The following is a 24744-nucleotide window of genomic DNA, read 5'->3' on the forward strand; positions in this document are numbered from 1 at the left end:
AGATCCTCAACACGATAGCGAGTCACAAAGGATGTTCGCGCTTCGCGTCTGGTGAAGGAGAAGCCTGTCCATTTTTGTCCGGGTTCAGTCCAAGGGGACTAGTGACTCAGACTTGTGTGTGGGTACTGAGAAATTTATTTAATATCTAATTCCCCATTGCTAATTTCTAATCCAAAATCCAAAATCCAAAATCCAAAATACTGCTATGCCTTGGTCTCGAATTATTAGTGGAATTGTGGCGATCGCCGTTGCTTTAAGTGCGACCCTTTTAGGGGGTTGGTACTTTACTATTATGTTTGCGGCGATTATCTTTTTGGGTCAACAGGAATATTTTGATTTGGTGCGAAGCAAAGGTATCGCTCCTGCCGCTAAAACTACTCTTGTTGTCAGCCAAGCCTTGTTAGTGATTTGTACTCTTAATGGCTCTTTAGCTGATGCTGTCACACCATTAGCCGGGACATTTATTTGTTTTTACTTATTGTTTCAGCCGAAGATGGCAACGATCGCCGATATTTCTGCTTCGATCATGGGGTTATTTTACACTGGTTATTTGCCGAGTTACTGGGTAAGGTTACGCGCAATTGATAGTTCGAGTATCAAAAATCTACCTTTAGGTGGGTACTTACCCCCAGATTGGCTAGATATTATTCAAAAAGGAAATTTTGCTTTCCTACCGCAAGGTTTAACAGCAACAGCGCTGACCTTCCTCTGCATTTGGTCAGCTGACATCGGCGCTTACACTTTCGGCAAATTCTTCGGTAAAACTCCCCTATCTGATATCAGCCCGAAAAAAACCGTTGAAGGAGCAGTATTTGGCATTAGCGCCAGCGTTCTCGTAGCCGTGGTAGGAGCTTACTTTCTCAACTGGTCAAAACCTCCTTTGACTGGTATGGCGCTGGGTTTGCTGATTGGGATCGCTAGTCTTTTGGGCGACCTCACCGAATCTATGCTCAAGCGTGATGCTGGGGTAAAAGATTCAGGGCAATTAATCCCAGGTCACGGCGGCATCTTAGATCGTACTGATAGTTATATTTTTACCGCTCCTTTAGTTTACTACTTCGTCACACTTGTATTGCCATTGCTAGGGCATGGCGCATAGGGCACGGGGCATGGGGACAAGGAGGACAAGGGGGCAGGGGGGGCAGGGGAGGCAGGGGAGGCAGGGGAGGCAGGGGGAGAGAAATTTTACCAATGCCCAATGCCCAATGCCCAATGCCCAATGCCCCATGCCCATTGCCCATTGCCCATTGCCCATAGACATAATAAAAAATCAACAATAATTATTTTAAGTTTTTAATTCTTAATCATTAGGGATTAACGTTAATCCGTCCGCGACAGACTAGTTTGCCTGGGATCAGCGTTAATTCTTGGATATCCACATCTGAACCAAGATCCAGATAGTGTCCTTGATTACCCTCTGTAAGCACTGCGGTGTCGTGTTTTATTTGGATTTGTGATAGTTGCAAAGAATGAGTGCTGAGTAATTCTATGCTTACACTCATCTCAATCGTGGTGGGATTGGTTTCAGGTGCTTGAATTCCGCAAACTATCAAATTATTATTTGCAAGAGAAATTTTCTGCCAAGTTATTGGCTTGGCATTTGGACTGTGTTCTGGTAATAGTTTTAGCAGTACATCATTTAAAGCAGTCGATAATAATTCCGATGAGAGAGAGGCATTAAGATCCTCCTCGTTCAGGATTACCTCGCCAACTACTGGTACTGTTTCTAACAGTCGCAGTGGTTGTCCCTTGAGTACTGCGCCGATGTTTATCCTTATATTTTCTGCGTTTAGTAAAATTTCTGTGAGATGGAGACCTTGGTAAATTGCATGAGTAGCAAAAATAGATACTCCAGGAATGCGACCGGAAAGAAGTTGGCGATCGCTTGCTTGAATTTCCACTTTTAGTTGCGATATCTGGCTGACTTGCGATCGCAACCACAGCAAGAGTGCTGTTTTTAGTACATTAGTGATAATGCGTATCTTCTGAGGATTTTTGGGTGATGAATTTTCTTTATGCATCTAATCAACTTTTTGATAAGTATCTATATGACAAGCAAGGAGGGCGCTCAAACAAAATTCAACTGTAACATTTGTGGCTATCGCCAACAAAGTGCAATTATTATAGTTAATTTAATACTTTCAAAAATAATAAGTAATTTCAACATGGAGGAAAGGTTACAAAAGATTCTATCTAAATGGGGTATAGCCTCAAGACGCGAAGCCGAAGAAATGATTGTGCTTAAGCGAGTGCGGATCAATGGCGCATTGGCGCACTTAGGTCAAAAAGCTGACCCCGAAACAGATACCATCACAGTAGATGGCAAACCGATATCTGATCTAGTGCGTCCAGCTTTAATTTATCTGTTATTACACAAACCAGCCGGAATAGTTTCCACTTGCGACGATCCCCAAGGACGACCAACAGTGCTGCATCTATTACCGAAAGAATTAAGAGAAAATCAAGGCATTCATCCAGTTGGTCGTTTAGATGCATACTCTACAGGGGCATTAATACTTACAAATGACGGAAACTTAACATTTGGGTTAACTCATCCCAGCCACAGTATTCCTAAGACTTATCGTGTTTTGGTAAAAGGTCATCCTCCAGAATCAGTGTTACAAAAATGGCGTCAGGGTGTGATGTTGGAGGGTAAAAAAACGCGATCGGCGCAAGTGCGTCTAAGAGAAAGTTTGGCAGATGAAAGCTGCCTAGAAATTATTTTAAAGGAGGGAAGAAATCGTCAGATTCGCCGTGTAGCCCAACTGCTGGGATATCCAGTGATTAAGCTGCACCGCACAGCCATAGGTCCAATTCAATTAGAAAAGCCCGGAGAACCTTTATTAGCTGAAGGTTCATATCGTTCCCTAAAAGATGATGAGATTCGCTTTTTGCAAGAGCAAATTAAGCACATACCTATTAATGATTCAGCTGGGTTTAGGAGTATCAAACAATCATGAAATGGCAAAAAAGCAAAGATGATAATCAACCAATAGTTTCTGCGGATCAATTACGAGCCGAAAAGTTGGCAGAATTAGGTGGTCAACTTTGGGTAAAGCGTACTGAACAAAATTTATCCTTGGATGAAATGGTCGTATTAACCATGATTCCCCGTCGGTTGTTGCAAGCGATCGAAGAAGGTAATTTAGATGATTTGCCAGAACCAATTTATATTCGCGGTTTAATTAGGCAATTTGCTGATGCACTGGGGTTGGATGGAGCAGAATTTGCTAAGAGTTTCCCCGTAGGCTCAAATCGCGTTAACCTTACACCTGGTTGGAAACCTACACCCTTTGGTCAACTGCTGCGTCCTTTTCATCTTTATGTGCTTTACATCGCTTTGATTGTCTGTTCTGTTAGCGGTTTGTCTCAATTATTGAATAATGCTGCTATCGAAGCGAACAATAGCCAAAGCACCGAAAAAGCACAAATTAAGCCGAAACAAACACCTACTGTGCAAATTCAACCTGTTAGCAATATCAGCAGTAACGGACAGGCAGTGCAGATTGGTGTCACTTTAAAGGAGAAATCTTGGATTCGCGTAGTCGCTGATGGCAAAACTGAATTTGAGGGGGAATTGCCAGAAGGAACTCAACGCACTTGGAAAGCTCAAGATCAACTGACAGTCAAAGCCGGCAACGCAGGGGGTGTGTTGGTGAGTGTCAATAAAGAAGAAGCCAAGCCAATGGGAGATTCTGGGAAAGTCAAAGAAGTCATAGTTGCTGCCAAGGCAGGGACTTGAGGAGAGAGGGGGAGGGGGATGGGAGCAGGGGGCAGGGAGCACAGGGGGCAGGGGGCTGGGGGATTTTGTCTCCCCACTCCCCCACTCCCCACTCCCCACTCCCTCTATCTCACTTCACTTGCGGGGCGCGACCGTAAAGGGTGGTGAGATTTTTCAGCTTTGATCTTAATTCATGGGTTAAAGCTTCTGATTGATATCGCCATTCCCAGTTACCTTCGGCAACACTAGGCGTATTCATTCGCCCTTGGCTATCTAATCCTAAAACATCTTGTAAGGGGATAATTGCCTGATTTGCTACAGAACTCAACGCAAGTCGAATTAAATCCCAGTGAATGCCTTCAGGACTGACAGAACCTAAATAAAGCAACAAGTTTTGCTTTTCCCAGTCCGACGCTTGATTGAACCAGCCTACGGTTGTGTCGTTGTCGTGAGTGCCGGTGTAAACTACGGCGTTGCGCGGGTAATTGAATGGTAAAAAGCCATTACCGGGATCGGAACCAAAGGCGAATTGTAAAACTTTCATGCCGGGAAACTCAAATTTGTCGCGCAGCGCTTCTACCTCCGGGGTGATTACTCCTAAATCCTCCGCCAAAACCGGCAGCTTGCCCAATTTCTGTTTGATTTCCTCAAATAATTTGTCTCCTGGGGCTTTGATCCACTCTCCGTTCATGGCTGTTTGTTCGCCTTGTTTCACAGCCCAGTAAGCTTCAAAGCCGCGAAAGTGGTCAATGCGAATTACGTCTATGTAATCGAGCATTGCTTCAAAGCGCTTCACCCACCATTTAAAGTTTTGTTTTTCTAATTCCTCCCACTTGTAAACTGGGTTGCCCCACAATTGACCGGTGGCGCTAAAGTAATCTGGTGGAACTCCTGCCATTAGTGAGGCTTCTCCTGTGTTTTCATCTAAGCAAAAAATATCAGGATTAGACCAGACATCAGCGCTGTCGTGAGCTACGTAGATAGGGATATCACCAATAATTTCGATACCAGCTATGTTGGCGTAGTTCTTCAACTCAGACCACTGGCGGAAAAATTCATATTGCGTGTATTTGTAATAAAAAATCTCCGCATCCATTTCTTGCCGCACTCGATCCATTGCTTCTGGTTGGCGCGATCGCACTTCTGGTTCCCAAGTATGCCAGCTTGCACCGCCATTAGCATCTTTCAACGCCATAAATAAAGCGTAATCATCCAGCCAATAAGCTTTGATGTCACAAAAACCAGCAAATTCTTTTTGTTGTGTCGGTCCTGCTTGGGTTTTAAAGTTCTCACAAGCTTTCTTTAACAGCCCAATCTTAAATGGTACAACCTGCTCGTAGTTGACTTTATTCGGCTCAAATCCTGGTAAATTAGCAAAATCTTCTTCTGATAGCAAACCTTGCTCTAACAGCTTTTGGGGGCTGATGAGTAGAGGGTTTCCTGCTACTGCTGAATAAGAAGCATAAGGAGAATTACCGTAACCAGTCGGACCTAATGGCAGAACTTGCCAATATTGTTGCTGACTTTCTCTCAAGAAATCAATAAAGGCGTAAGCCTCTATGCCTAAGTCACCAATGCCGAATCGACTGGGAAACGATGTGGGATGAAGTAAAATACCGCTGGATCTGAAAAAAGGCATTGCTTTTCCTAAATTATGGGAAGATGCGATTGTCTGAAGACACACGCTCGCGATCGCATAGAATTTATCACGTAATAGTAGTTAGTTGTAAGTTGTTAGTAGGAGCGTTGGAGCGTTGGAGCGTTGGAGCGTTGTTGGTGGTTAGTTGACAAAAAACTCCTAACTCCTAACTTTGTGCCTCCCAACTCCTAACTACTAACTACTATCCACTAACCACTATCCACTAACCACGCTCCTCCTAACCATGTCTTACCGCAATCCGGCTCCGACAGTTGATATCATCATCGAATTGGTCGATCGCCCTCATCGACCAATAGTGTTAATCGAAAGACATAATCCTCCTTTGGGTTGGGCGATTCCTGGTGGTTTTGTCGATTATGGGGAATCTGTGGAAGTGGCAGCGCGGCGTGAAGCGCAGGAGGAAACAGGTTTGCAAGTAGAATTAATAGAACAATTTCTGGTGTATTCTGACCCTAGTCGCGATAAGCGTCAACATACGCTGAGTATTGTGTTTTTGGCGACGGCGACGGGTGAACCAAAAGCGGGGGATGATGCGAAAAGTGTAGGGATGTTTGAGTCTTGGCGTGTGCCTGGTAATTTATGTTTTGACCACGATCGCATTTTGCGGGATTATTGGCAATATCGGCATTATGGTATACGTCCGAGGTTAGGGTAGAGTACGAACCGCAGAGGCGCAGAGGGCGCAGAGGAGGAGAGATGAGTAAGAGGGTGATTCGGACAGAGAAGGCACCGGCGCCGGTCGGACCTTATAATCAAGCGATCGCTGTTTCTGGTGAGTTGGTGTTTGTAGCGGGGCAAATTCCCCTTGATGCGGGTTCGGGGGAGATTGTTGGGGCGGGGGATGTGACGCAGCAAACACAGCAGGTAATGGCGAATTTAGAGGCGATTCTGAAAGCTTCTGGGGCGGGGTTTGATGATGTGGTGAAGACGACTGTGTTTTTAGCTGATATGAATGATTTTGCGGCGATGAATGCTGTTTATGCGAAGTATTTTGATGAAGCTACTGCGCCGGCGCGTGCGTGCGTGCAGGTGTCGCGTTTACCTAAGGATGTTTTGGTGGAGATTGATTGTATTGCGGTGATTGGGGGTTAGCGATCGCTTATTCTAAAATCTTTTAACTTTCCTCGTAAGCTGACAAAAACTCCTCACGCGAGATACCTGATTGAGTGCAGATGGATCTCAGTGTTGAAGCTTTAATTTGGCAGTGATTGGGCATAGTTAAGGGCGTTGTTGTCCCATCCCCATTATTTCGTACCATGACAATATGCTCGCGCTCCCTCAAGATAATGAATCCAAGTAATTCCAATGTTCTAATTACTCTGGCTTTGGGTGCATCTACAGGAAATTTAGCCATTAAATAGACACCTCAGCTTCAGCAACAAAGGCTTCTAGCACTAGTGATTCTTCTAAAACATCATTGCCAAATGTCTCAAGATGACAGCGGATAGCAGATTTAACATCAGCCAATGCTTCGTCGTAGGTGTTGCCTTCACCAACAACAACTCCTTTAACACCTAAGGGATAGGCTATGTAACCATCAGAATGCTTTTCGACAATAATCTTGATTGGTGTCATAAGTTTTCTGTTTTGTCAAACACTGTTTGGCAAGGTTTGGGGAAAATATTATTTTAGGACGTTTGATTAAGTGCGATCGCTCTCCAAATTTGGGAATACTTACTTTAGTAAACTCAAGGGAGTAAGAAAAATGAATGACAATAAAATCAGTGCAAATCTTTCTGCAACAGATCGGCTGGCAGTAATGGATGCGATCGCCACTATCCGCGAAAAGTTACCGTTTTTGGTTGATTTGACAACCGAAGACCGCCGAACGATGCTGAAGATGGGTGATAAAAGTCGGGCTTTTGTCAGCAAAGCTTTGGAAGTAGCGACACAAAACCCGGAATTTTTGCCTCGTTCTTTTAATATCGAAGAAATGCGCCGAGATTTAGCGCTGTATGAGGCGTTGTATCCAATTTTGCTTTCTTTAACTCAACTGCAAGAATTGGTGGATGACACTTATATATCTATTGGTAGTGAAGCGTATGCAGCAGCGCTGGCTGTTTACAATTATGCTAAGGCTAGCGGTGATGTGACTGGTTTAGATGCAGTCATTGATGAAATGGGACGCAGGTTTACCCGTCGATCTAAGAAAAAGCAACCTGAAACTTCCATGAACTAAAGCTGGAAATAAGCGGTTTGCCGAAATCAAAGTAGCCGACACCCACCAAGAGTGCGGGTACACGAACCAAGAAGTAGCCTACAGGTTGAAGCCTGAGGCTACACAAACCAAGTTTGCCTGCGCGGACTATCAATTTACAATCATATTCAGCCTGCCTTCGCAGGCTTTGTTCGTATAGCCCCACCCTTCTAGGGTGAGGGCTTTTAATTTTATATAGCCGTTCTTAGTTGGATACAATACAAAGTTCTATCGTCGCGTGTAGGGGCACGGCATTGCCGTGCCCCTACGAGTGTATTGGACTCAACCAATAACCGCTATATGTCAAATACTAATGTTTGAGCTTCAGAAGGTCAACATTGAGCTTCAGAAGGTCAACATTGAGCTTCCGAAGGTCAACATTGAGCCTCAGAAGGTCAACATTGAGCTTCAGAAGGTCAACATTGAGCTTCAGAAGGTCAACATTGAGCTTCAGAAGGTCAACATTGAGCCTCAGAAGGTCAACATTGAGCCTCAGAAGGTCAACATTGAGCTTCAGAAGGTCAACATTGAGCTTTTGAGGAGCGATACCTACGGTAAGCTACGAAGATCGCACTTCAAAATAAATCATTAACGTTGACATGACTCCCTTCCCGGTCTAAAATTACCTATAATTTTTTCTCTTTGCGTCTTTGCGGCTTTACGTGAGCCTAGTTTTGAAACGCAGTAGGGTGCGTTAACGAAGTAACGCACCATCTTGCTCTAATAAACATATCGGAAAATTAGGTTTTAAACCTTGAGTTATTAGACTTTGACCTTAATTTGTGGATAAGTTTAGTCTGTGACGGTGCGTTAGCCAGAGGCATAACGCACCCTACTACAAATAAATTTGTCACAATCCGAAATTCGGGGTGCGTAATTAGTAGCTACAGTGTAAGTAATTCCACCTCCGGCACTAACAGAAGTGAATAACCCACAAAAAAAGCCCAAGAGCTTACAAGATATCCTCCAGCAACGGCAGCAATCAGGCTTTGTCGGGCGTGAAGAACAAGTTAGCCTGTTTCGTCAAAATCTGGACTTGTCTCTGGAAGACTCGCGCAGGCACTTTCTGTTTAACGTTTGGGGTCAAGGGGGTGTAGGTAAAAGCACACTGTTACGCCAGTTTCGCAAAATTGCGGAGTCAGCGAAAATCATCGCCGCTCATACAGATGATAGTGAAAAATCTGTCCCCGAAGCTATGGGGCGTCTGGCTGAACAGTTGGAACAGCAAAATTATAAACTGACGCAGTTTACCGAACGCTACAAAGTTTATCGTCAGAAGCGGCAAGAATTAGAAAGCGATCCGGAAGCACCTCAAGGATTTTCGGCTTTTGTGGGCAAAACTGTGGCAAAAACAGGTGTGCTTTTAGCGCGTCGAGTTCCCGTTGGGGGGGCTGTATTTGACTTTATAGATGAGGATGCTGTAGCCTCGCAAGCTGGGGAATGGGCATCTTATGTAGCGAAGAAATTAACTAACAAAGACGAAGTTCGCTTAATTCAAGAACCTGTAGAAGTGCTGACTCCGCTATTTTTGCAGGATATTTCCAAATTAGCGGAGAAGTCTGGGGTGGCGCTGTTTTTCGATACTTATGAATGCACCGAGGATTTTCTTGATAACTGGTTGCGGGAAATTTTAGAAGGTCGTTACGGTGAAGTACCTCTAAATATATTAGTTATTATCGCCGGACGGCAAGAATTAGATAAAAATCATTGGGCACCTTACGAGGGTTTAATGATTCGTTTCCCTCTCGAACCGTTTACGGAAGAGGAAGCTCAACTGTATTTGACTCGTAAAGGCATTACTAACAGTCGGGTTATTGAAGTGATTTTACGTCTTTCTGGACGCTTGCCGCTATTAGTGGCAACTTTGGCGGCTGAAAGTCCCAATGACCCCAGTCAAGTAGGCGATCCTAGCGGTACGGCTGTAGAACGCTTCTTAAAATGGATTGACGATCCCAAACGGCGACAATTAGCTTTAGATGCTGCAATTCCGCGTTGTTTAAATCGAGATGTCTTAGCGAAGTTGCGAGGGGAAGATGAAGCTGACGATTTGTTTAACTGGCTGAAAGAAATGCCGTTTATTGAAGAACGTACTGATGGCTGGGCTTATCATGAAGTCGTCAAAACGCAAATGCTCCGCCACAAGCGTCTTTCTTCCCCGCAAAGTTGGGCTGACCTTCATGGCAAGTTAGGTGAATATCACGACACGCTGCGAAATAATCTGCAACTAAATGAAGAAAATAAACAGCGCGATACTACTTGGCAAAGTCACGCTCTAAATGTTTTGTATCACAACTTATGTCAAACACCGCAAAAAAGTTTGCCCATAGCTCTCAAGGAATTCCTTGCGGCTCTGCAAAATCAATACTCTTTTGCTCTGCGTTGGGCGGAAACAATAATGCAGGCGGGTAAAAACGGGGATAATGCTGAAGTTCAACGCTGGGGTGAGCAGTTAGCCAATGGGTTAAAAGCTCATGAAGAAAAACGTTACGAAGTTGCTGTGGAAATGGTCACACCACTGCTAGAGCATTCTGAGATTCAGTCTCAGTGGCGAGCAATTGCTTTAGGTTGGCGGGGTAATATTTACCGCTTAAGTAAGCGTTATGAAGAAGCTCTCAAAGATTTTGACCAAGCCATTAAACTTAAGCCTGAATACGATTGGGCGATCGCACGTCGGGGTCAAAGTTACCGCTTTATGCAGCGCTACGAAGAAGCTCTCAAAGACTTTGACTGTGCCATTGAACTTAATCCTAAATCTGATTTTGCAATCGCACGTCGGGGTGAAACTTACCGTTTGATAAAGCGTTACGAAGAAGCTCTCAAAGACTATAACCAAGCCATTGAACTTAATCCCAAACTCGATTGGGCGATCGCACGTCGAGGTCAAACTTATCTAATGCTGAAGCGTCACGAAGAAGCTCTCAAAGACTTTGACTGTGCCATTGAACTTAATCGCAAACTCGATTGGGCGATCGCACATCGAGGTGAAACTTACCGCTTAATGAAGCGTTACGAAGAAGCTCTCAAGGACTTTGACTCTGCTATTGAACTTAATCCTAAATACGATTGGGCGATCGCACGTCGAGGAGAAACTTATCTGATACTGAAGCGCTACAATGAGGCTCTGGAAAACTTCAACTGTGCTATCAACTTAAAACCTGATTATGATTGGTATCTTTATTGCCGAGCTTTAGCCTATCAAGCTCTCAACCAAGTAGACAAAGCACGGGTTGATCTTAATAAAGCTACCAAACTTGCTCAACAAAATTACCAAAAAGATGCTAAAGACTGGCGCAATACCTTTAATCTCGCTCTTTATTATCTAATTGGTGGAAATATTGAATTATCACAGCGCTTGTATCAATATGCTGTATCCAGCCATGCACCCTTAGAGCGTATCCGTGAAGCAATTCGTGACTTGGAGGACTTTTCCAGCATCTTTCCTGAGTATATCGAAGCTCAATCTATGCGAAAGTTCTTGCACTCTTCGCTGAAGTGAATATTCTTTTGGCAGCAAAGCGATCGCTTTTCAAATATCCTTAAAGCAGTCCGTAGAAAAATTGATCGGGCTAGAGCTATAGAATAAGCAAATAAAGGGATTTTGTGGAGATGAGATGGAGTTAACACAAGAGGACATTAAAATTCTTCAAGAAGCAGAAATGCGTCTGCGGCGACTTTCTCCTGATAAATTGCGGGTGGTGAGTGATTTTCTCGCCGAACTAGAAGAAACAGAAGAAAACGAAGCAACAACAGAACTTTTGAACATCCCTGGCTTTGAGAAGTCTTTACGTGAAGCTATTATGCAAGCTGAAGCAGGGGAAGTTGTACCATTTGACAGCATTCGTCGCGATGTATGAATTGGTATTGACTCGCAAAGCTCAGAAGTTTTATGACGAAGTAGACGCATCCCTAGCAGAACGTCTAAATCGTTGCTTTGACCAACTGCGAGAGAATCCTTACGACTATCCAAACATAAAACGCCTCACGGGTAATTTCGCCGGTCTTTTTCGTTATCGAGTCGGTGACTTGCGAGTTATTTATCAGGTGGATGAAACTGAGAAAATGATTACGATCCTACTGATAGCCCATCGCAGTGATGTGTATGGATAAATTGATTTCCAGAAGTAAGCGATCGCTTTCTCAACTCCACTCTTCACAAATAATATTGTTAAAAATTTAGCCGCCAACTGCATCAGTTGATTTAAACTACACCTATATCAGGATGACGGCTGTTGAAGTTTAACAAGGAGCGATCGCAATGACAGTCAATTCCAAACCCACATATTTCGCGCTCGGTGACTTTTACACCTTTCTCGCTACCGGGGAAGATACCGATGGAAAATATTCTCTCACCGAGATGATGCTACAACCGCAAAGCGTTGCACCAGCCCACATTCACGATAGCTATGAAGAAGCACACTATATTCTTGAGGGAGAAGTTGAATATCAACTTGACGACAAAACTATCGTCGCAACTCCTGGAACTTTCCTTCAGTTTCCCATCGGACAAGCTCACGCTTTTAAGAACGTCACTTCACAACCTGCCAAAATCTTAGCTTTTGCGACACCACCAGGAGGTGAGCAATTCTTTGCAGAAGTCGGGCAAAAAGTCAACCTCCCGATGAGCGAAGAAGAAAAGCAGAAACTTTTGGTTCCCCCTATTGCCGCTGACTTTGAAAAAGCTTTGGAACTTGCTGTGACAAAGTATAGGGTACAATTTGCTCCACAGCTTTAAGGAGGAAATTTAAACGCAGAGGAACGCAATGGTAAGCGCAAAGGTTCGCGGAGTTTTTATGTTTGGTGTAAGCGATCGCTTTTAATAGACCTATTGCAAAAGTAAGTGAGTGCAATCTTAGGCAAAGAAAAAAGTTAAAGCAGAAGGGTTTTTCTTACCCTTTCCCCTTTCCCCTTTCCCCTTTCCCCCAATAAGTGCAAGAAGTCTAATGTCTTTCAGTCGTCTTTTTAGCAACATACATAGAAAAATGCAGTACTTTAGTCATGCATAAGTTGTGACAAAAGTCCGATGAAATAATCTTGATAAATTTTTATACTGGCAGCGTAGAGTTCATTACATCAAGTTAAGCACTAAACACCCAACCCATCTGCAAATAGGGGTTGGGTGTTTTTTTGGTATTCGATGCGCTTCGGGTGCGGTAGCACCCGAAGAAGGCGATCGCGCATTGTATGTGATTTGTCAGATATGATACATTTTTTCCCAAACAGAGAAAGCGTGGGAATGCTTTTAGCGAATAGTGATTGTAGATATTACCACTTCCCTTTGATTTTCTATCTTGTCAGCAAAATGCTTGTCGATAAGTGCCGGAACTTGCGAAGCTTGAATCCGACTGTAACGAGTTTTATCTGGCATAACTATATTTGGACCGGCTTTACAATTTTTCATACAGCCAGTGCCTTTGATGGTAACTTCGTTTGATAAAGAGCGATCGCTTAAAGCTGATTCCAACGCTCGACAAACCCCAGTCCCACCGCGTTTCATACAATCCGACTTTTGACACACTAATATAGTAGCTTTCGCTGACTTTCCTTTACTCTCAGCCAAAGAAGACACACCAACACTTTCCCCCCTTCTCCCCTTGTCCCCCTGTCCCCCTGTCCCCTTCTCTCCCCCCGCAGCCATCACTCGCGAGGCTTTTAACTTAACTTCGCCTGTTTTCAAATCTAAGGTTTTCTCACCCACGACTTGCAGCCAAGTACCTTTTGGTAACTGCAAGTTAAAAGCAGCCCTTAAATCTTTAGCTAATTTTACATAACATTCACCCTCAGAAGTCGCCAGCAACAAGCCTTTGAGCTTATAGCCATCTTTGATTGCAAAATCGAGAAATCGTCCTTCAAGGCAAAATTCTGATACCTGGTTTTTATCAAATTTACTCATGATTTTCATAACCTATTTTTAATTGACATATAATATCAAGCTTTATTTTGCCAACAATCCTCAAGAGTGTAAATCATCTCTTGGCGGGATATTGTGAATTGTCGGATGACACTCCAGAGTTGAATAGCTGCGCTTGGATTGCTAATTTCAACTTTCAATGGCTGATTAGTCTCACACCAACAACGAATATCTAGCTCTTGCAAGCGTTGATAAACTTGCCAGCGGTCTACCCAATTCACTTCAACACTGTGCTGTCCTTCGACTTCTGAACTGAATGATTTCAAAACAATTGCCCTCAAAGTGCTACAAAAGTTTCACTAACTATGCGACTGTACTATTCAGTACTTACGCATTGACAAAAATGTGATTATGTGGATGAGTCAGACTTATTTGCTTTCTTCCTTGTTTAATTAAATGCAAGCAAAATCAACTTATGCATTTAGGAGATATAAATCGGAAGTTTTTGCGAAATGTGACTATTGCCCAAGCGCACGTAAGTTGGCACTATATCGTTAACGCACACAATAATCGATTTGTAAAGTGCGTAAGTCCTACTATTTTCTAATTGAAAATTTTAGAAGTTAAGCTCCTTAAATAAGAATACCCCAAGTGCAAATAATTCTCATCAAAATTATAAAAAAAATTAAAAATTTTTCTTAAACTAGGTACAGCAACAGTTTGAGCAACTGAGGCTATCGAATTTTGGCGTTGCGGAACTTAATAAAGGTCACAAATCCCTAACTTCTCCTAGAGACGTGACAATGGAACGTCTCTACTTATCTTTTGAATTTAATTACCATATGTTGTTGCACCTGTCTATATGCAATTGGTAATATTCATTGATTGGCGATCGCTTCCAGCTGAAAATTAGCTCATAGTGCATATTTCAGACTATATTGAGCCGGTTTACTTTTATTTTTTAGATGTTAATATATAGTGACTAAGCAGCTAGCATCTATAACTGCTCAAAAGCGAGGAGAACAATGTCGGAAACGCAAACTTTGTTACGAAATTTTGGTCAGGTTTATGACAATCCCGTATTACTGGATCGCAGTGTAACCGCACCAGTCTGCGAAGGATTTAACGTTGTCTTAGCTAGTTTCCAGGCACTGTACTTGCAGTACCAAAAACATCATTTTGTAGTAGAAGGTGCAGAATTCTACTCACTACATGAGTTTTTTAGCGAAAGCTACGAACAAGTTCAAGGACACGTTCATGATGTTGGAGAACGCTTAGATGGATTGGGCGGCGTGCCAGTTGCTACCTTCAGCAAACTAGCAGAATTATGCTGTTTTGAACCTGAGTCTGATGGCGTATATTCTTGCCGCCAAATGGTAGAACATGACTTAGCAGCAGAACAAGCTATGATTAGCTTAATTCGCCGCCAAGCCGCTCAAGCAGAGAGTTTAGGCGACCGTGCCACACGGTATTTGTACGAAACAATTCTGTTAAAAACTGAAGAAAGAGCTTATCATTTGGCTCACTTCCTAGCCAAAGATAGCTTAACTTTAGGCTTTGTCCAACCTGCTCATAACTAACACGCTCATCAGCTAGAGTCATCTAGCCTAGATTGAACAAAAAGTTGTCAGCACTTCTTCTTAAAAAAATATAAAACATGGCAGAGAGCCAAATATATAACTCTCTGCCATTTTTAATTTAAGTAAATATTAAAACACAATATTTAACTTAAAAAAGTTTTTCTTGAACTAATTAATAAATATTTTCATCTAAGCTGATGCATTACTTTAAAATAGAAAATTAAATCTTTTATAAAAAAATTCCTTGAACTTGAGAAAAATTACTACTTTCAACAAAAATAATTTGCAAGAAACTGACAAATTTTAGCATCATAATTAAATAAATTTAGGCATACAAAAGGGGGATGGGGAATGGGGAAAGGGGAATGGGTAATGGGTAATGGGTAATGGGCTTTTTTAAGAGGGGAAAAGGGGAAAGGGGAGGCAGTGCGTTGCGGAGCCAGCGCTGTGCGGAGGTTCCCGAGGCAGCGCGCCCTTGCGGGTTAAGCGCGCTATCTGCGACTGCCGTTCCGTTGAGGCGACTTCTGTGGGGTGGAGTCCTGTTGTAGCACCTGCCTATGATTGGGGAAAGGGTAAGAAATCCACCTCATCCCCCTTGTCTCCTTGTCTCCTTGTCTCCTTGTCCCCCCCTCTCCCCCCTCTCCCCCACCCCTCATGTCATGAAACCTGGAGAAGTTGATAATAAACAACATGAGTTAGGGTAAAGAACCTTAAAATAATCAGGATTTCTATTCTCATATTGCAGAGTAACGACTATGCCCCGCCGTGATGATCTCAGGAAAATTCTACTGTTAGGCTCTGGTCCTATCGTGATTGGACAAGCTTGTGAGTTTGACTACTCTGGTACGCAAGCTTGTAAAGCGCTGCGAGAAGAAGGTTATGAAGTGGTGCTGGTAAATTCTAACCCAGCGACGATTATGACCGATCCGGAAACAGCCGATCGCACCTACATCGAACCGCTAACCCCAGAGTTAGTCGAAAAAGTAATCGCTAAAGAACGTCCCGACGCCTTATTACCAACGATGGGAGGACAAACTGCTCTCAACATCGCTGTAGCTTTAGCCAAAAATGGTGCCCTAGAAAAGTACAATGTCGAATTAATCGGCGCTAAACTCCCGGCAATCGAAAAAGCTGAAGACAGAAAGCTGTTTAACGAAGCGATGGATAAAATCGGGGTGAAAGTCTGTCCCAGTGGTACAGCCGAAACCTTAGAAGAATCAAAAGCGATCGCAAAGTCTATTGGCTCCTATCCTTTAATTATCCGTCCTGCCTTTACTATGGGTGGTACCGGTGGCGGTATCGCCTATAATCAAGAAGAATTTGAAGAAATGGCACAAACGGGTATCGATGCTAGTCCCGTTTCCCAAATTCTCATCGATCAATCCTTACTCGGCTGGAAAGAATACGAACTCGAAGTCATGCGCGATTTAGCAGATAACGTGGTGATTATCTGCTCAATCGAAAACATTGACCCAATGGGTATCCACACCGGCGACTCGATTACCGTCGCTCCGGCACAAACCCTTACTGATAAAGAATATCAGCGGCTGCGGGATATGGCAATCAAAATCATCCGCGAAATAGGGGTAGAAACTGGCGGTTCTAACATCCAGTTTGCCGTCAATCCGGTAAATGGGGATGTAGTTGTCATTGAGATGAACCCCCGTGTTTCCCGCAGTTCGGCTTTATCTTCTAAAGCTACAGGCTTTCCCATCGCTAAAATGGCGGCAAAGCTTGCCGTAGGCTACACTCTGGATGAAATCAAAAATGATATCACCAAGAAAACACCCGCCTCCTTTGAGCCGACAATCGACTATGTGGTCACAAAAATACCCCGCTTTGCCTTTGAAAAATTCCCAGGTTCCGAACCTGTGCTGACTACCCAGATGAAATCGGTAGGGGAAGCAATGGCAATTGGACGCACCTTTAACGAATCCTTCCAAAAAGCGCTGCGATCGCTTGAAACCGGTCGCGCCGGTTGGGGTTGCGACATTAAAGAAAAATTACCCAGTGGCGAACAAATTCGCGCTCAATTGCGGACTCCGAACCCGGAGCGCATTTTCTCAGTGCGTCATGCCATGTTATTGGGAATAACTCTTGAGGAAATCTACGAATTAACTGGGATTGACCCTTGGTTCCTGGATAAAATGCAGCAACTGCTGGAAACTGAAAAATTCCTCAAGCGCACGCCATTGCAACAGTTGACAAAAGAGCAAATGTATGCAGTCAAGCGAGAGGGATTTAGCGATCGCCAGATTGCCTATGCCACGAAAAAAAGCGAAGATGAAGTTCGGACATATTGCCAACAACTAGGCGTGATTCCAGTTTACAAAACAGTGGACACCTGCGCCGCCGAGTTTGAAGCGTTTACTCCTTACCATTATTCCACCTACGAAGACGAAAGCGAGATAACGCCAACTACCAAGCCCAAAGTGATGATTTTGGGTGGTGGTCCCAACCGCATCGGACAGGGAATTGAGTTTGACTATTGTTGTTGTCACGCCGCCTATGCTTTAAAGGGCGCAGGTTATGAGACAATTATGGTTAACTCCAACCCGGAGACAGTTTCCACAGATTACGATACAAGCGATCGCCTTTACTTTGAGCCATTGACCAAAGAAGATGTCCTCAACATCATCGAAGCGGAAAACCCGGTTGGGGTAATTGTCCAATTTGGCGGACAAACCCCCTTAAAACTTGCCGTCCCATTGCAAGAGTATTTAAACAAAGTTGGTAATGAGTCATCGGTAATCGGTAATAGGGAGGAATCTAACCAATTACCCAATACCAATTACCCATTACCAATTACCAAAATTTGGGGTACTTCCCCAGATTCTATCGACATGGCGGAAAACCGAGAGCGGTTTGAGAAGATTCTCAACGAATTAAATATTTCTCAACCGCCAAATGGTATAGCGCGGAGTTACGAAGATGCGCTGATTGTCGCCAAACGAATTGGTTATCCGGTGGTAGTGCGTCCTAGCTACGTGTTGGGGGGACGAGCGATGGAAATCGTCTATTCTGATACAGAATTAGAACGCTACATGACATTTGCGGTGCAGGTGGAACCGGAACATCCGATTTTGATTGATAAATTTTTAGAAAATGCGATTGAAGTTGATGTGGATGCGATCGCCGACCATACCGGAAGGGTAGTAATTGGCGGTATTATGGAACACATTGAACAAGCAGGGATTCACTCAGGAGACTCCGCTTGTTCTTTACCGTCGATATCCTTACCACCAGCGGTTCTGGAGCAAATTCGCACTTGGACTGTACAGTTAGCGCAGGCTTTATCAGTAGTCGGGCTGATGAACATTCAATTTGCCGTGGTTGGCGCTCAAGGTTATTCTCCGCAAGTTTACATTTTAGAGGCAAACCCCCGCGCCTCGCGTACTGTGCCATTTGTTTCTAAAGCTACTGGAATACCACTTGCTAAATTAGCATCCTTAATTATGTCCGGTAAAACTTTAGAGGAATTAGGTTTTACTCAAGAAGTGATACCAAAACACATTGCCGTGAAAGAAGCAGTATTACCGTTTAATAAATTTGCTGGAACAGACACAATTTTGGGACCAGAAATGCGTTCTACCGGTGAAGTGATGGGAATTGACACCGACTTTGGACGCGCCTATGCCAAAGCAGAAATTGGTGCTGGCGAACGTTTACCATTAACAGGAACCGTGTTTGTTTCGATGAGCGATCGCGATAAAACCCCCGCAGTTGATGTCGTCAGGGAATTTATCGAATTAGGCTTTACCGTCATGGCTACCCAAGGTACACGTCAAGTCCTGCAAGAGCATAAACTAAATGTTGAGTTAGTTTTGAAACTCCATGAAGGTCGTCCTCACGTCGTAGACGCAATCAAAAACCAGAAAATCCAGCTTATCATCAACACACCTTCCGGGGAAGAGGCTCAAACTGATGCCAGATTAATTCGTCGCACAGCCTTAGGTTACAAAATCCCCATCATCACCACCATCGCCGGCGCCAAAGCCACCGTCGCTGCCATCCGTTCATTACAAAACACAACCTTAGATGTGAAAGTCATCCAAGAGTACAACGCAGTTAGTTAACGGTTGAGGGGAAGGGGGAAGCCAAATTACTTCCCTCATCTTTGGCAAATTATCCATACATGTAGAGACGTTCCGGCGGAACGTCTCTACCCGCCGGAACGTCTCTACGACGGTTGCGATGTTTTTATTAATGTTAATTTTTGGACATGATATCAAACTCTCTTACGGCACAATACACCCACCCTGATTAGAACCCACACCCTCAGAACTTGCATTCGCAGCAATCAGCGTAACTTCCCCTTTTTTCTCATCAAATACCCAGCCAGTAGCAGGTATAATTGCCACACCATCAGCAGTTTTGCTAACTGATGGCGTAACACGAGAATTAGGTAAAACAGGTAACGCCGTCAACCGAGTATCTGACCACACCACATCACTACTGAGGTAGTCATCAGGACTGGGGGGCAAACCACCGCGTCCGGTAACGGTAAACTCGCTACCCTCTTTACCAAAAGCCGAACAGCTTTGAGCCACTAACCTAAACGTATCAACTACATTTGTTGGTAGATTAATAAACCCACGATTGGGGTCAATATCGAGTGTATTTATATCGACAATCCCATTAATTCCCCCACCTGTTGAAGATGCTGTAATATCACTTTGCGGGGTGGGTTGTTGCCGTGGCTGGATGCCAAAAATACCTTGAGCGTTGATTGTGACATTGCCTCCATTACCTGAGAAAGCATTTGCCGTAATGTCGCTATTCTCTTGCGGTACAGCAACAATAAAGCCTGCATCAATATTAATATTGCCACCATTACCACCAGCTTGTGCTGTGCCTGCGGTGGTAGAGATTTGACTCTCACGACGCAGAAGAAGTAAATCAGTTTGTAAGTTGATGTCACCACCGTTACCCGATGCAGATTCGGCGTTGAGACTGCCACCGTTGTCTAGGGTAACTCTAGGTGAGGTGACGATAATATCTCCGGCAGTACCCGTCGGACTTTGGGAGTTAACGAACAAGCCACTACTGTTAAGGTTAGAACTTTTGCCAGAAATGGTGAAAAAATCAGCAGCATTAACTGTAATTGTGCCTGCATTTCCTTGTCCAAGGGTTTCGGCAGTAAGTAGAGCGCCATTTTGTAACGAGAATGAACCAGAATCGATAGTAATATTACCCCCATTACCTTCTGTCCCCGTTTGCACCAAGCTGAAAATCGCACTAACAGAACCGTTTTTCTCTCCAGCAATATCAACTGACCCAGTAACATTAACATTGACATTCCCCGCATCCCCCCGTCCTGCTGGCTGGGTATCAGATGCACGACGAGTAATGGTTAGCAGTTGAGCGCCATCAATTAGTGATAAAGAAGCAGCGTTGATGTCGATATTGCCTCCGTTACCTACACCCCCTGCTGACACCGTGCTGAAGATGTTAGCATCTGCAAGGTAAACAGAATCTGTTGCACGCACTGTCACATTTCCGGCATTCCCTTGCCCATTAGTTGAGGCAGAAAGAAAAGCGCGATCGCGTAACGAGAATGAACCAGAATCGATAGTAATGTTACCCCCATTGCCAACTGTCCCCGTTCCCACACTGCTGGAAATCGCACTAACAAAACCATTTTTCTCCCCAGCAATATCAACAGCGCCAGTAACATTAATATTGACATTCCCCGCATCCCCCCGTCCTGCTGGCTGGGTATTAGATGCTTCACTAGTAAGGGTTAGCAGTAGAGCGCCATCAATTAGTGATAATGTTGCAGCATTGATGTTGATATTGCCACCCTTACCTACACCCCCTGCTCCCACCGCGCTGAAAATGGCAGCATCTGCAAGGTCAACAGAATCTCGTGCCCGCACTGTCACATTCCCTGCATTCCCTTGGACAAATGTTGAGGCATCAAGAGAAGCGCCGTCTCGTAACGAGAAGGAACCAGAATCGATAATAATATTACCACCATTACCTTGTGACCCCAAACGCACCTGATTAAAAACACTACTCCCAGTGCCAGCAACTTTGATTTCCCCGGTAGCATTCAGCGTAATATCTCCTGCAACAGTTTCAGCTGTCCCCAAACCTCGCCCAATACCAGCACTTAAAAAACTTCCTTCTAAAATCTCTAGATTCCTGGCATTGACTGCAATATTACCGCCACCAGCGCCTTCTACATATATTGCAGCTTGATTAGTAAGGGATACCGAACCTCGCGTCACATTCTCAGGAAATCTCAAGCTGAGATTATCGCCATCTACACCAAGCAAGAGAGTACCAGGTTCGGTCAATCCTCCTAACTCAACTCGTCCACCATTAGCATTTAATCGTCCTCCATCCATGCTGACATTACCACCCACCAGCAGTAAACTCTTACCATCTGGTACTCGTAAACCAACTGCGTCGTTTAAGCCTGCTGGGTCTATACCTGCGGGTGCAACTGAGTTATTTTGAATGGCTGCGTTTTGATTAATCTGATTAAACAACAACGCTGAAGGATTAATAGTCAACAACGGTGAAGGGATATTTTTATCAGTAGCGCTAAAAAATCCCAGATTTCCAAATTGCAGTGCATTTGCTGTACTTGCCACAAACGACCCACCAACATTTAACGAAGCATTAGGACCAAAGACAATTCCACTGGGATTAATCAAAAACAGGTTGACGTTAGGACTATTTGTGAAAATTAAACCATTAATCAATGAACCAGAGCCACCAGTGACACGAGATAATATATTTCTGATATTTCCAGCACTCTCAAAGTTGGCTATCTCCCCCATATTCAGGTTAAACCTACCAAAGCTCTGAAACAAATTACTTCCTACTGTTTGACCGACTGACTGGGGAATTGTGTATACCGGACCAGTTAAAGTTTGTGCCGGACTCAGCGTGCCATCTATAGTGATACTCTGTGCTAATACGCTACTTGCAGTGGCGATCGCCCCACCCAAAGCTAAAATTACCGCCCTTCGTAAGTATTTGCAACTTTTAGTCATTTCGGTATCTGCCTCCCCAATGCCCTTAAGTAGTTTTCGGAAATTTTTGATGCGCGATCGCACTCAATTACAATAAACCGGGTTTTCTACTTAAACGCAAGGTGATAATATTTGTTGATAAATACCTAGTCATCAAGTCGATTTCTTCAAAAAATCAACTTGATGCAACATTTTGCTGCTATTAAGTTAAAAGATGTCCTATCTTCTTTTTCTGCTTGCCTCAATCGGTAATAAACCTGCCTCGAAAGTGAAATTTATCCTAGTTAGTCCCCACTCCCCACTCCCCACTCCCCACTCCCCACTCCCCACCCCAAAATCGATTGTTAATTTTTTTTAAGCAATCTGAGGGACTTGTGTTGACCCTAGATAGATTTATTAAATGAAGAACGACGAAAGCTTTAGGGAAATATTAGTCTTTCACTGAAGGAAAGAATAAGGAAATTTTATCGTGCCATCTAGTCAAAATATTCTCATAAATGTTACAATTATTAATACCCAAAAGATAGTAAATATGTTGTATTGGCTACCTTTTATCTAACTCTAGACACTTGCAACCAAGGAAAAACAATTGTACCTTCGTTGCAGTTAACAACTAAATATGAATATTATTACCAGTGTTGCTCCAGGCGTATAAGTTGTAAATTAGTTTCTGGGATTCTCAAAGATACTGAGTAACGCCGGCAATACATGCATTTATCATTTCACCCTACCGTAAAACCCACCATTACCAAAGAGTAGCGCCATGAAGACCGCTCAGACAGCCACAGACCTAGTGCGGACTTACCTGCGTGAGATTGGCCGCGTGCCACTCTTAAGCCACGAGGAGGAGATATGTTATGGCAAACAGGTGCAACGTGCAACTGCTTTGTACGAGGTGAGGGAGTCGCTTTTGATGAAGTTAGGTCATGAACCGACTTTAGAAGAGTGGGCAAAAGCGACAGAGTTAGAACCAGAAGAGTTGAACGAAGCGATCGCCATTGGTGAAATAGCCAAGCGCAAAATGGTAGAAGCCAATTTGCGACTAGTCGTATCCGTTGCCAAAAAGTACATCAAGCGCAACGTCGATTTACTCGATTTAATCCAAGAAGGTAGCATTGGGATGCAACGGGGTGTAGAAAAATTTGACCCCACCAAAGGTTATAGATTTTCGACTTATGCTTATTGGTGGATTCGTCAAGCCATCACGCGAGCGATCGCCGAAAAAGCTCGCACCATCCGCCTACCGATCCACATTACCGAAAAACTGAATAAAATCAAAAAAGCACAGCGGCATTTATCCCAAAGACTAGGACGCGCTCCATCCGCTGCTGAACTAGCACAAGAATTAGAATTAACCCCCAAGCAAGTACGAGAGTATCTAGAAAAAGCTCGTCTACCCCTATCACTCGATTTGCGGCTAGGAGATAATTACGACACCGAACTCGGAGAAATGTTAGAAGATCCAGGAGCTTCTCCAGAAGAGTTCGTCATGCAATCTTCTCTATCTTTTGACTTAGATCGTCTCATGGCAGACCTTACCCCACAACAGAGAGAAGTTCTCACCCTCCGCTTCGGATTAAGCGATGGACAAGCGCTTACTCTTGCCAGAATCGGTGAACTTTTGAACATCAGCCGCGAACGAGTACGGCAAATCGAACGCGAAGCTCTAACTAAACTTCGCAAATCTAAAGCAAACATGGGTGAATATTTGGCGAGTTAGTCAATAGTCAATAGTCATTAGTCAATGGTCAATAGACTGTGGACTTTTGACTATTGACTTTAGACTTTGGACTATTGACCAACGAGGTGAGAAACTACGCTGCTTTTGGTACGGTTACACCGACTCCCAGATGAGGAGTAACTTGTTACATTAGTTGACAAGAACAGACAACAGGCTGCTTAGTCAAATATAATACGAGCTTTTACTATTTAATTTACAAACACCGCACATAGCTGTGGTAGTAAAGGAGGCAAAACGTGAGTAACCCATCCAATCAAGTATCAGAATTTTTTAACAGTGAGCCAGAAACCAGCGAAGTGCTGTGGCAGTACGTTAAAGCCTTGAGTCCAGAGACAATTACCCAGTTATCTAAGCCCAATTCTCCAGAAGTCTTTCAAGTAATGGAACGCAATATTGTCGGGCTGTTGGGAAACCTGCCTGCGGAACACTTTAATGTGACTATTACTACCAGCCGGGAAAGTTTGGGTAGGCTTCTTGCCTCTGCTATGATTAGTGGTTATTTCTTGCGTAATGCCGAACAAAGAATGAACTTTGAAATGGCATTGCAGGGAACTGAAACTAACAACACCGAGAATGACTAAGGATTTGAAGTTTTCATGTTAGTTAACGTCACGGTGATACAAATCAAAAATCTCAAGGAGTGCTAAATCCTTGCAATCTGCCTCCCTTCTACCCTTAACTCCCAGAAGGGAATGGTAATTTTTATCAGCGTGAGAAAATAACTGAAAATACGAAATTGAAAATTACTTGATTAATTTAATTTTGATACAGGTGCGTAGACAAATTCAAACAAACTTAAAATTTGTACATAAAATACAAACTCGGCAGAAATCAAGTTAATCTGCCGAGTTTTTTTAATGCTTAGTAGTTGGTTGTTCCACGCTTCTACTAATATCATGTCCGCTTGATCACTTACTAAACCCAAAGAACCCCACCCCGCCAAAGCGATGCTTTGTCTCCCCTCCCCGCAAGCGGGGAGGGGATTAAGGGGTGGGGTTCTTTTGACTTTGG

26 protein-coding genes are annotated in these 24744 nt (G+C 43.7%); 17 read left to right on the forward strand and 9 right to left on the reverse strand.

The annotated features are described in order from the left end of the window. Nucleotides 1-205 precede the first annotated feature (205 nt). Together PI95_RS27905 and PI95_RS27910 are read left to right on the forward strand one after the other, a co-directional pair. Nucleotides 206-1099, forward strand: a complete 894-nt coding sequence (locus tag PI95_RS27905) for a phosphatidate cytidylyltransferase (RefSeq protein WP_039742101.1) — start codon at nt 206-208, stop codon at nt 1097-1099. After that, the gene (locus PI95_RS27910) at nt 1089-1280 is read left to right on the forward strand and encodes a hypothetical protein (protein WP_163519261.1); all 192 of its coding nucleotides are present in this window, start codon (nt 1089-1091) and stop codon (nt 1278-1280) included. Before PI95_RS27905 ends, PI95_RS27910 begins: the two co-directional genes overlap by 11 nt. A 27-nt stretch (nt 1281-1307) precedes the next feature. Here PI95_RS27910 and PI95_RS27915 read toward each other — a convergent pair whose 3' ends face one another. Then, a complete protein-coding gene (locus tag PI95_RS27915; RefSeq protein WP_039742102.1) occupies nt 1308-2021 on the reverse strand; it encodes an LmeA family phospholipid-binding protein in 714 nt (237 codons plus the stop codon). Between the two features lie 144 nt (nt 2022-2165). Between PI95_RS27915 and PI95_RS27920 the strand changes: the two genes are divergently transcribed. Together PI95_RS27920 and PI95_RS27925 are read left to right on the forward strand one after the other, a co-directional pair. Continuing rightward, on the forward strand, nt 2166-2960 hold the full coding sequence (locus PI95_RS27920; RefSeq protein WP_039742105.1) for a pseudouridine synthase: 795 nt from the start codon (nt 2166-2168) through the stop codon (nt 2958-2960). Next, the gene (locus tag PI95_RS27925) at nt 2957-3742 is read left to right on the forward strand and encodes a helix-turn-helix domain-containing protein (RefSeq protein ID WP_039742107.1); all 786 of its coding nucleotides are present in this window, start codon (nt 2957-2959) and stop codon (nt 3740-3742) included. Before PI95_RS27920 ends, PI95_RS27925 begins: the two co-directional genes overlap by 4 nt. Nucleotides 3743-3851: 109 nt before the next feature. On the opposite strand, the gene malQ is transcribed toward PI95_RS27925, so the two are convergent. Then, nucleotides 3852-5360: a 4-alpha-glucanotransferase gene (gene malQ, locus PI95_RS27930; RefSeq protein ID WP_039742115.1), complete on the reverse strand. Its 1509-nt coding sequence runs from the start codon at nt 5358-5360 to the stop codon at nt 3852-3854. Between the two features lie 244 nt (nt 5361-5604). On the opposite strand from malQ, the gene PI95_RS27935 reads away from it, so the two are divergent. Together PI95_RS27935 and PI95_RS27940 are read left to right on the forward strand one after the other, a co-directional pair. After that, a complete protein-coding gene (locus PI95_RS27935) occupies nt 5605-6036 on the forward strand; it encodes an NUDIX domain-containing protein (RefSeq protein ID WP_039742124.1) in 432 nt (143 codons plus the stop codon). A 41-nt stretch (nt 6037-6077) separates the two neighbouring features. Beyond that, entirely contained in the window at nt 6078-6473 is a 396-nt protein-coding gene (locus PI95_RS27940; RefSeq protein WP_039742131.1) for a RidA family protein, read from the forward strand. A gap of 22 nt (nt 6474-6495) precedes the next feature. Here PI95_RS27940 and PI95_RS27945 read toward each other — a convergent pair whose 3' ends face one another. Continuing rightward, the gene (locus PI95_RS27945; RefSeq protein ID WP_163519262.1) at nt 6496-6735 is read right to left on the reverse strand and encodes a type II toxin-antitoxin system HicA family toxin; all 240 of its coding nucleotides are present in this window, start codon (nt 6733-6735) and stop codon (nt 6496-6498) included. Then, entirely contained in the window at nt 6735-6956 is a 222-nt protein-coding gene (locus PI95_RS27950) for a hypothetical protein (protein WP_039742146.1), read from the reverse strand. Before PI95_RS27950 ends, PI95_RS27945 begins: the two co-directional genes overlap by 1 nt. Before the next feature lie 130 nt (nt 6957-7086). Between PI95_RS27950 and PI95_RS27955 the strand changes: the two genes are divergently transcribed. The 6 genes from PI95_RS27955 (at nt 7087) to PI95_RS27980 (ending at nt 12310) form a co-directional block, all read left to right on the forward strand. After that, nucleotides 7087-7560: a hypothetical protein gene (locus tag PI95_RS27955; protein WP_039742148.1), complete on the forward strand. Its 474-nt coding sequence runs from the start codon at nt 7087-7089 to the stop codon at nt 7558-7560. Nucleotides 7561-7891: 331 nt separating this feature from the next. Further along, nucleotides 7892-8170, forward strand: coding sequence for a hypothetical protein (locus tag PI95_RS27960; protein ID WP_039742150.1), 279 nt, complete (start codon nt 7892-7894; stop codon nt 8168-8170). A 330-nt stretch (nt 8171-8500) separates the two neighbouring features. After that, nucleotides 8501-11074: a tetratricopeptide repeat protein gene (locus PI95_RS37290; RefSeq protein WP_039742153.1), complete on the forward strand. Its 2574-nt coding sequence runs from the start codon at nt 8501-8503 to the stop codon at nt 11072-11074. A gap of 115 nt (nt 11075-11189) precedes the next feature. Then, complete coding sequence (locus tag PI95_RS27970; protein ID WP_039742156.1) at nt 11190-11432, forward strand: hypothetical protein; 243 nt, start codon at nt 11190-11192, stop codon at nt 11430-11432. Further along, the gene (locus tag PI95_RS27975) at nt 11407-11685 is read left to right on the forward strand and encodes a type II toxin-antitoxin system RelE family toxin (RefSeq protein ID WP_236117224.1); all 279 of its coding nucleotides are present in this window, start codon (nt 11407-11409) and stop codon (nt 11683-11685) included. Before PI95_RS27970 ends, PI95_RS27975 begins: the two co-directional genes overlap by 26 nt. A gap of 148 nt (nt 11686-11833) precedes the next feature. Further along, nucleotides 11834-12310 (forward strand): cupin domain-containing protein, encoded by a 477-nt coding sequence (locus tag PI95_RS27980; RefSeq protein ID WP_039742163.1) that lies wholly within the window; start codon nt 11834-11836, stop codon nt 12308-12310. Nucleotides 12311-12817: 507 nt separating this feature from the next. On the opposite strand, the gene PI95_RS27985 is transcribed toward PI95_RS27980, so the two are convergent. Then, complete coding sequence (locus PI95_RS27985) at nt 12818-13468, reverse strand: (2Fe-2S) ferredoxin domain-containing protein (RefSeq protein ID WP_039743911.1); 651 nt, start codon at nt 13466-13468, stop codon at nt 12818-12820. 35 nt (nt 13469-13503) lie between these two features. Beyond that, nucleotides 13504-13752 carry an Asr1405/Asl0597 family protein gene (locus tag PI95_RS27990; protein WP_039743913.1) on the reverse strand — a complete coding sequence of 83 codons (249 nt, stop codon included), beginning with the start codon at nt 13750-13752 and terminating at the stop codon, nt 13504-13506. A gap of 699 nt (nt 13753-14451) precedes the next feature. Here PI95_RS27990 and dpsA point away from each other — a divergent pair. Further along, nucleotides 14452-15006 (forward strand): DNA starvation/stress protection protein DpsA, encoded by a 555-nt coding sequence (dpsA, locus tag PI95_RS27995; RefSeq protein ID WP_039742166.1) that lies wholly within the window; start codon nt 14452-14454, stop codon nt 15004-15006. Nucleotides 15007-15497: 491 nt separating this feature from the next. Here dpsA and PI95_RS28000 read toward each other — a convergent pair whose 3' ends face one another. Beyond that, nucleotides 15498-15662: a hypothetical protein gene (locus tag PI95_RS28000; protein ID WP_163519263.1), complete on the reverse strand. Its 165-nt coding sequence runs from the start codon at nt 15660-15662 to the stop codon at nt 15498-15500. Between the two features lie 99 nt (nt 15663-15761). Between PI95_RS28000 and carB the strand changes: the two genes are divergently transcribed. Further along, entirely contained in the window at nt 15762-19082 is a 3321-nt protein-coding gene (gene carB, locus PI95_RS28005; RefSeq protein WP_039742168.1) for a carbamoyl-phosphate synthase large subunit, read from the forward strand. Nucleotides 19083-19244: 162 nt separating this feature from the next. On the opposite strand, the gene PI95_RS28010 is transcribed toward carB, so the two are convergent. Further along, nucleotides 19245-22013 carry a beta strand repeat-containing protein gene (locus tag PI95_RS28010; protein ID WP_163519264.1) on the reverse strand — a complete coding sequence of 923 codons (2769 nt, stop codon included), beginning with the start codon at nt 22011-22013 and terminating at the stop codon, nt 19245-19247. 193 nt (nt 22014-22206) lie between these two features. Between PI95_RS28010 and PI95_RS28015 the strand changes: the two genes are divergently transcribed. The 3 genes from PI95_RS28015 (at nt 22207) to PI95_RS28025 (ending at nt 24314) form a co-directional block, all read left to right on the forward strand. After that, nucleotides 22207-22350, forward strand: coding sequence for a hypothetical protein (locus PI95_RS28015; protein ID WP_163519265.1), 144 nt, complete (start codon nt 22207-22209; stop codon nt 22348-22350). 405 nt (nt 22351-22755) lie between these two features. Beyond that, a complete protein-coding gene (locus tag PI95_RS28020; RefSeq protein WP_039742174.1) occupies nt 22756-23712 on the forward strand; it encodes an RNA polymerase sigma factor, RpoD/SigA family in 957 nt (318 codons plus the stop codon). Nucleotides 23713-23969: 257 nt separating this feature from the next. Then, nucleotides 23970-24314, forward strand: coding sequence for a DUF760 domain-containing protein (locus PI95_RS28025; protein WP_039742177.1), 345 nt, complete (start codon nt 23970-23972; stop codon nt 24312-24314). A gap of 170 nt (nt 24315-24484) precedes the next feature. Here PI95_RS28025 and PI95_RS36270 read toward each other — a convergent pair. Next, on the reverse strand, nt 24485-24744 hold a 260-nt coding region (locus PI95_RS36270; RefSeq protein ID WP_236117225.1), incomplete at its 5' end, for a hypothetical protein.

The organism is Hassallia byssoidea VB512170, from assembly GCF_000817785.2.
Classification (GTDB): Bacteria; Cyanobacteriota; Cyanobacteriia; order Cyanobacteriales; family Nostocaceae; genus Hassallia; species Hassallia carrinoi.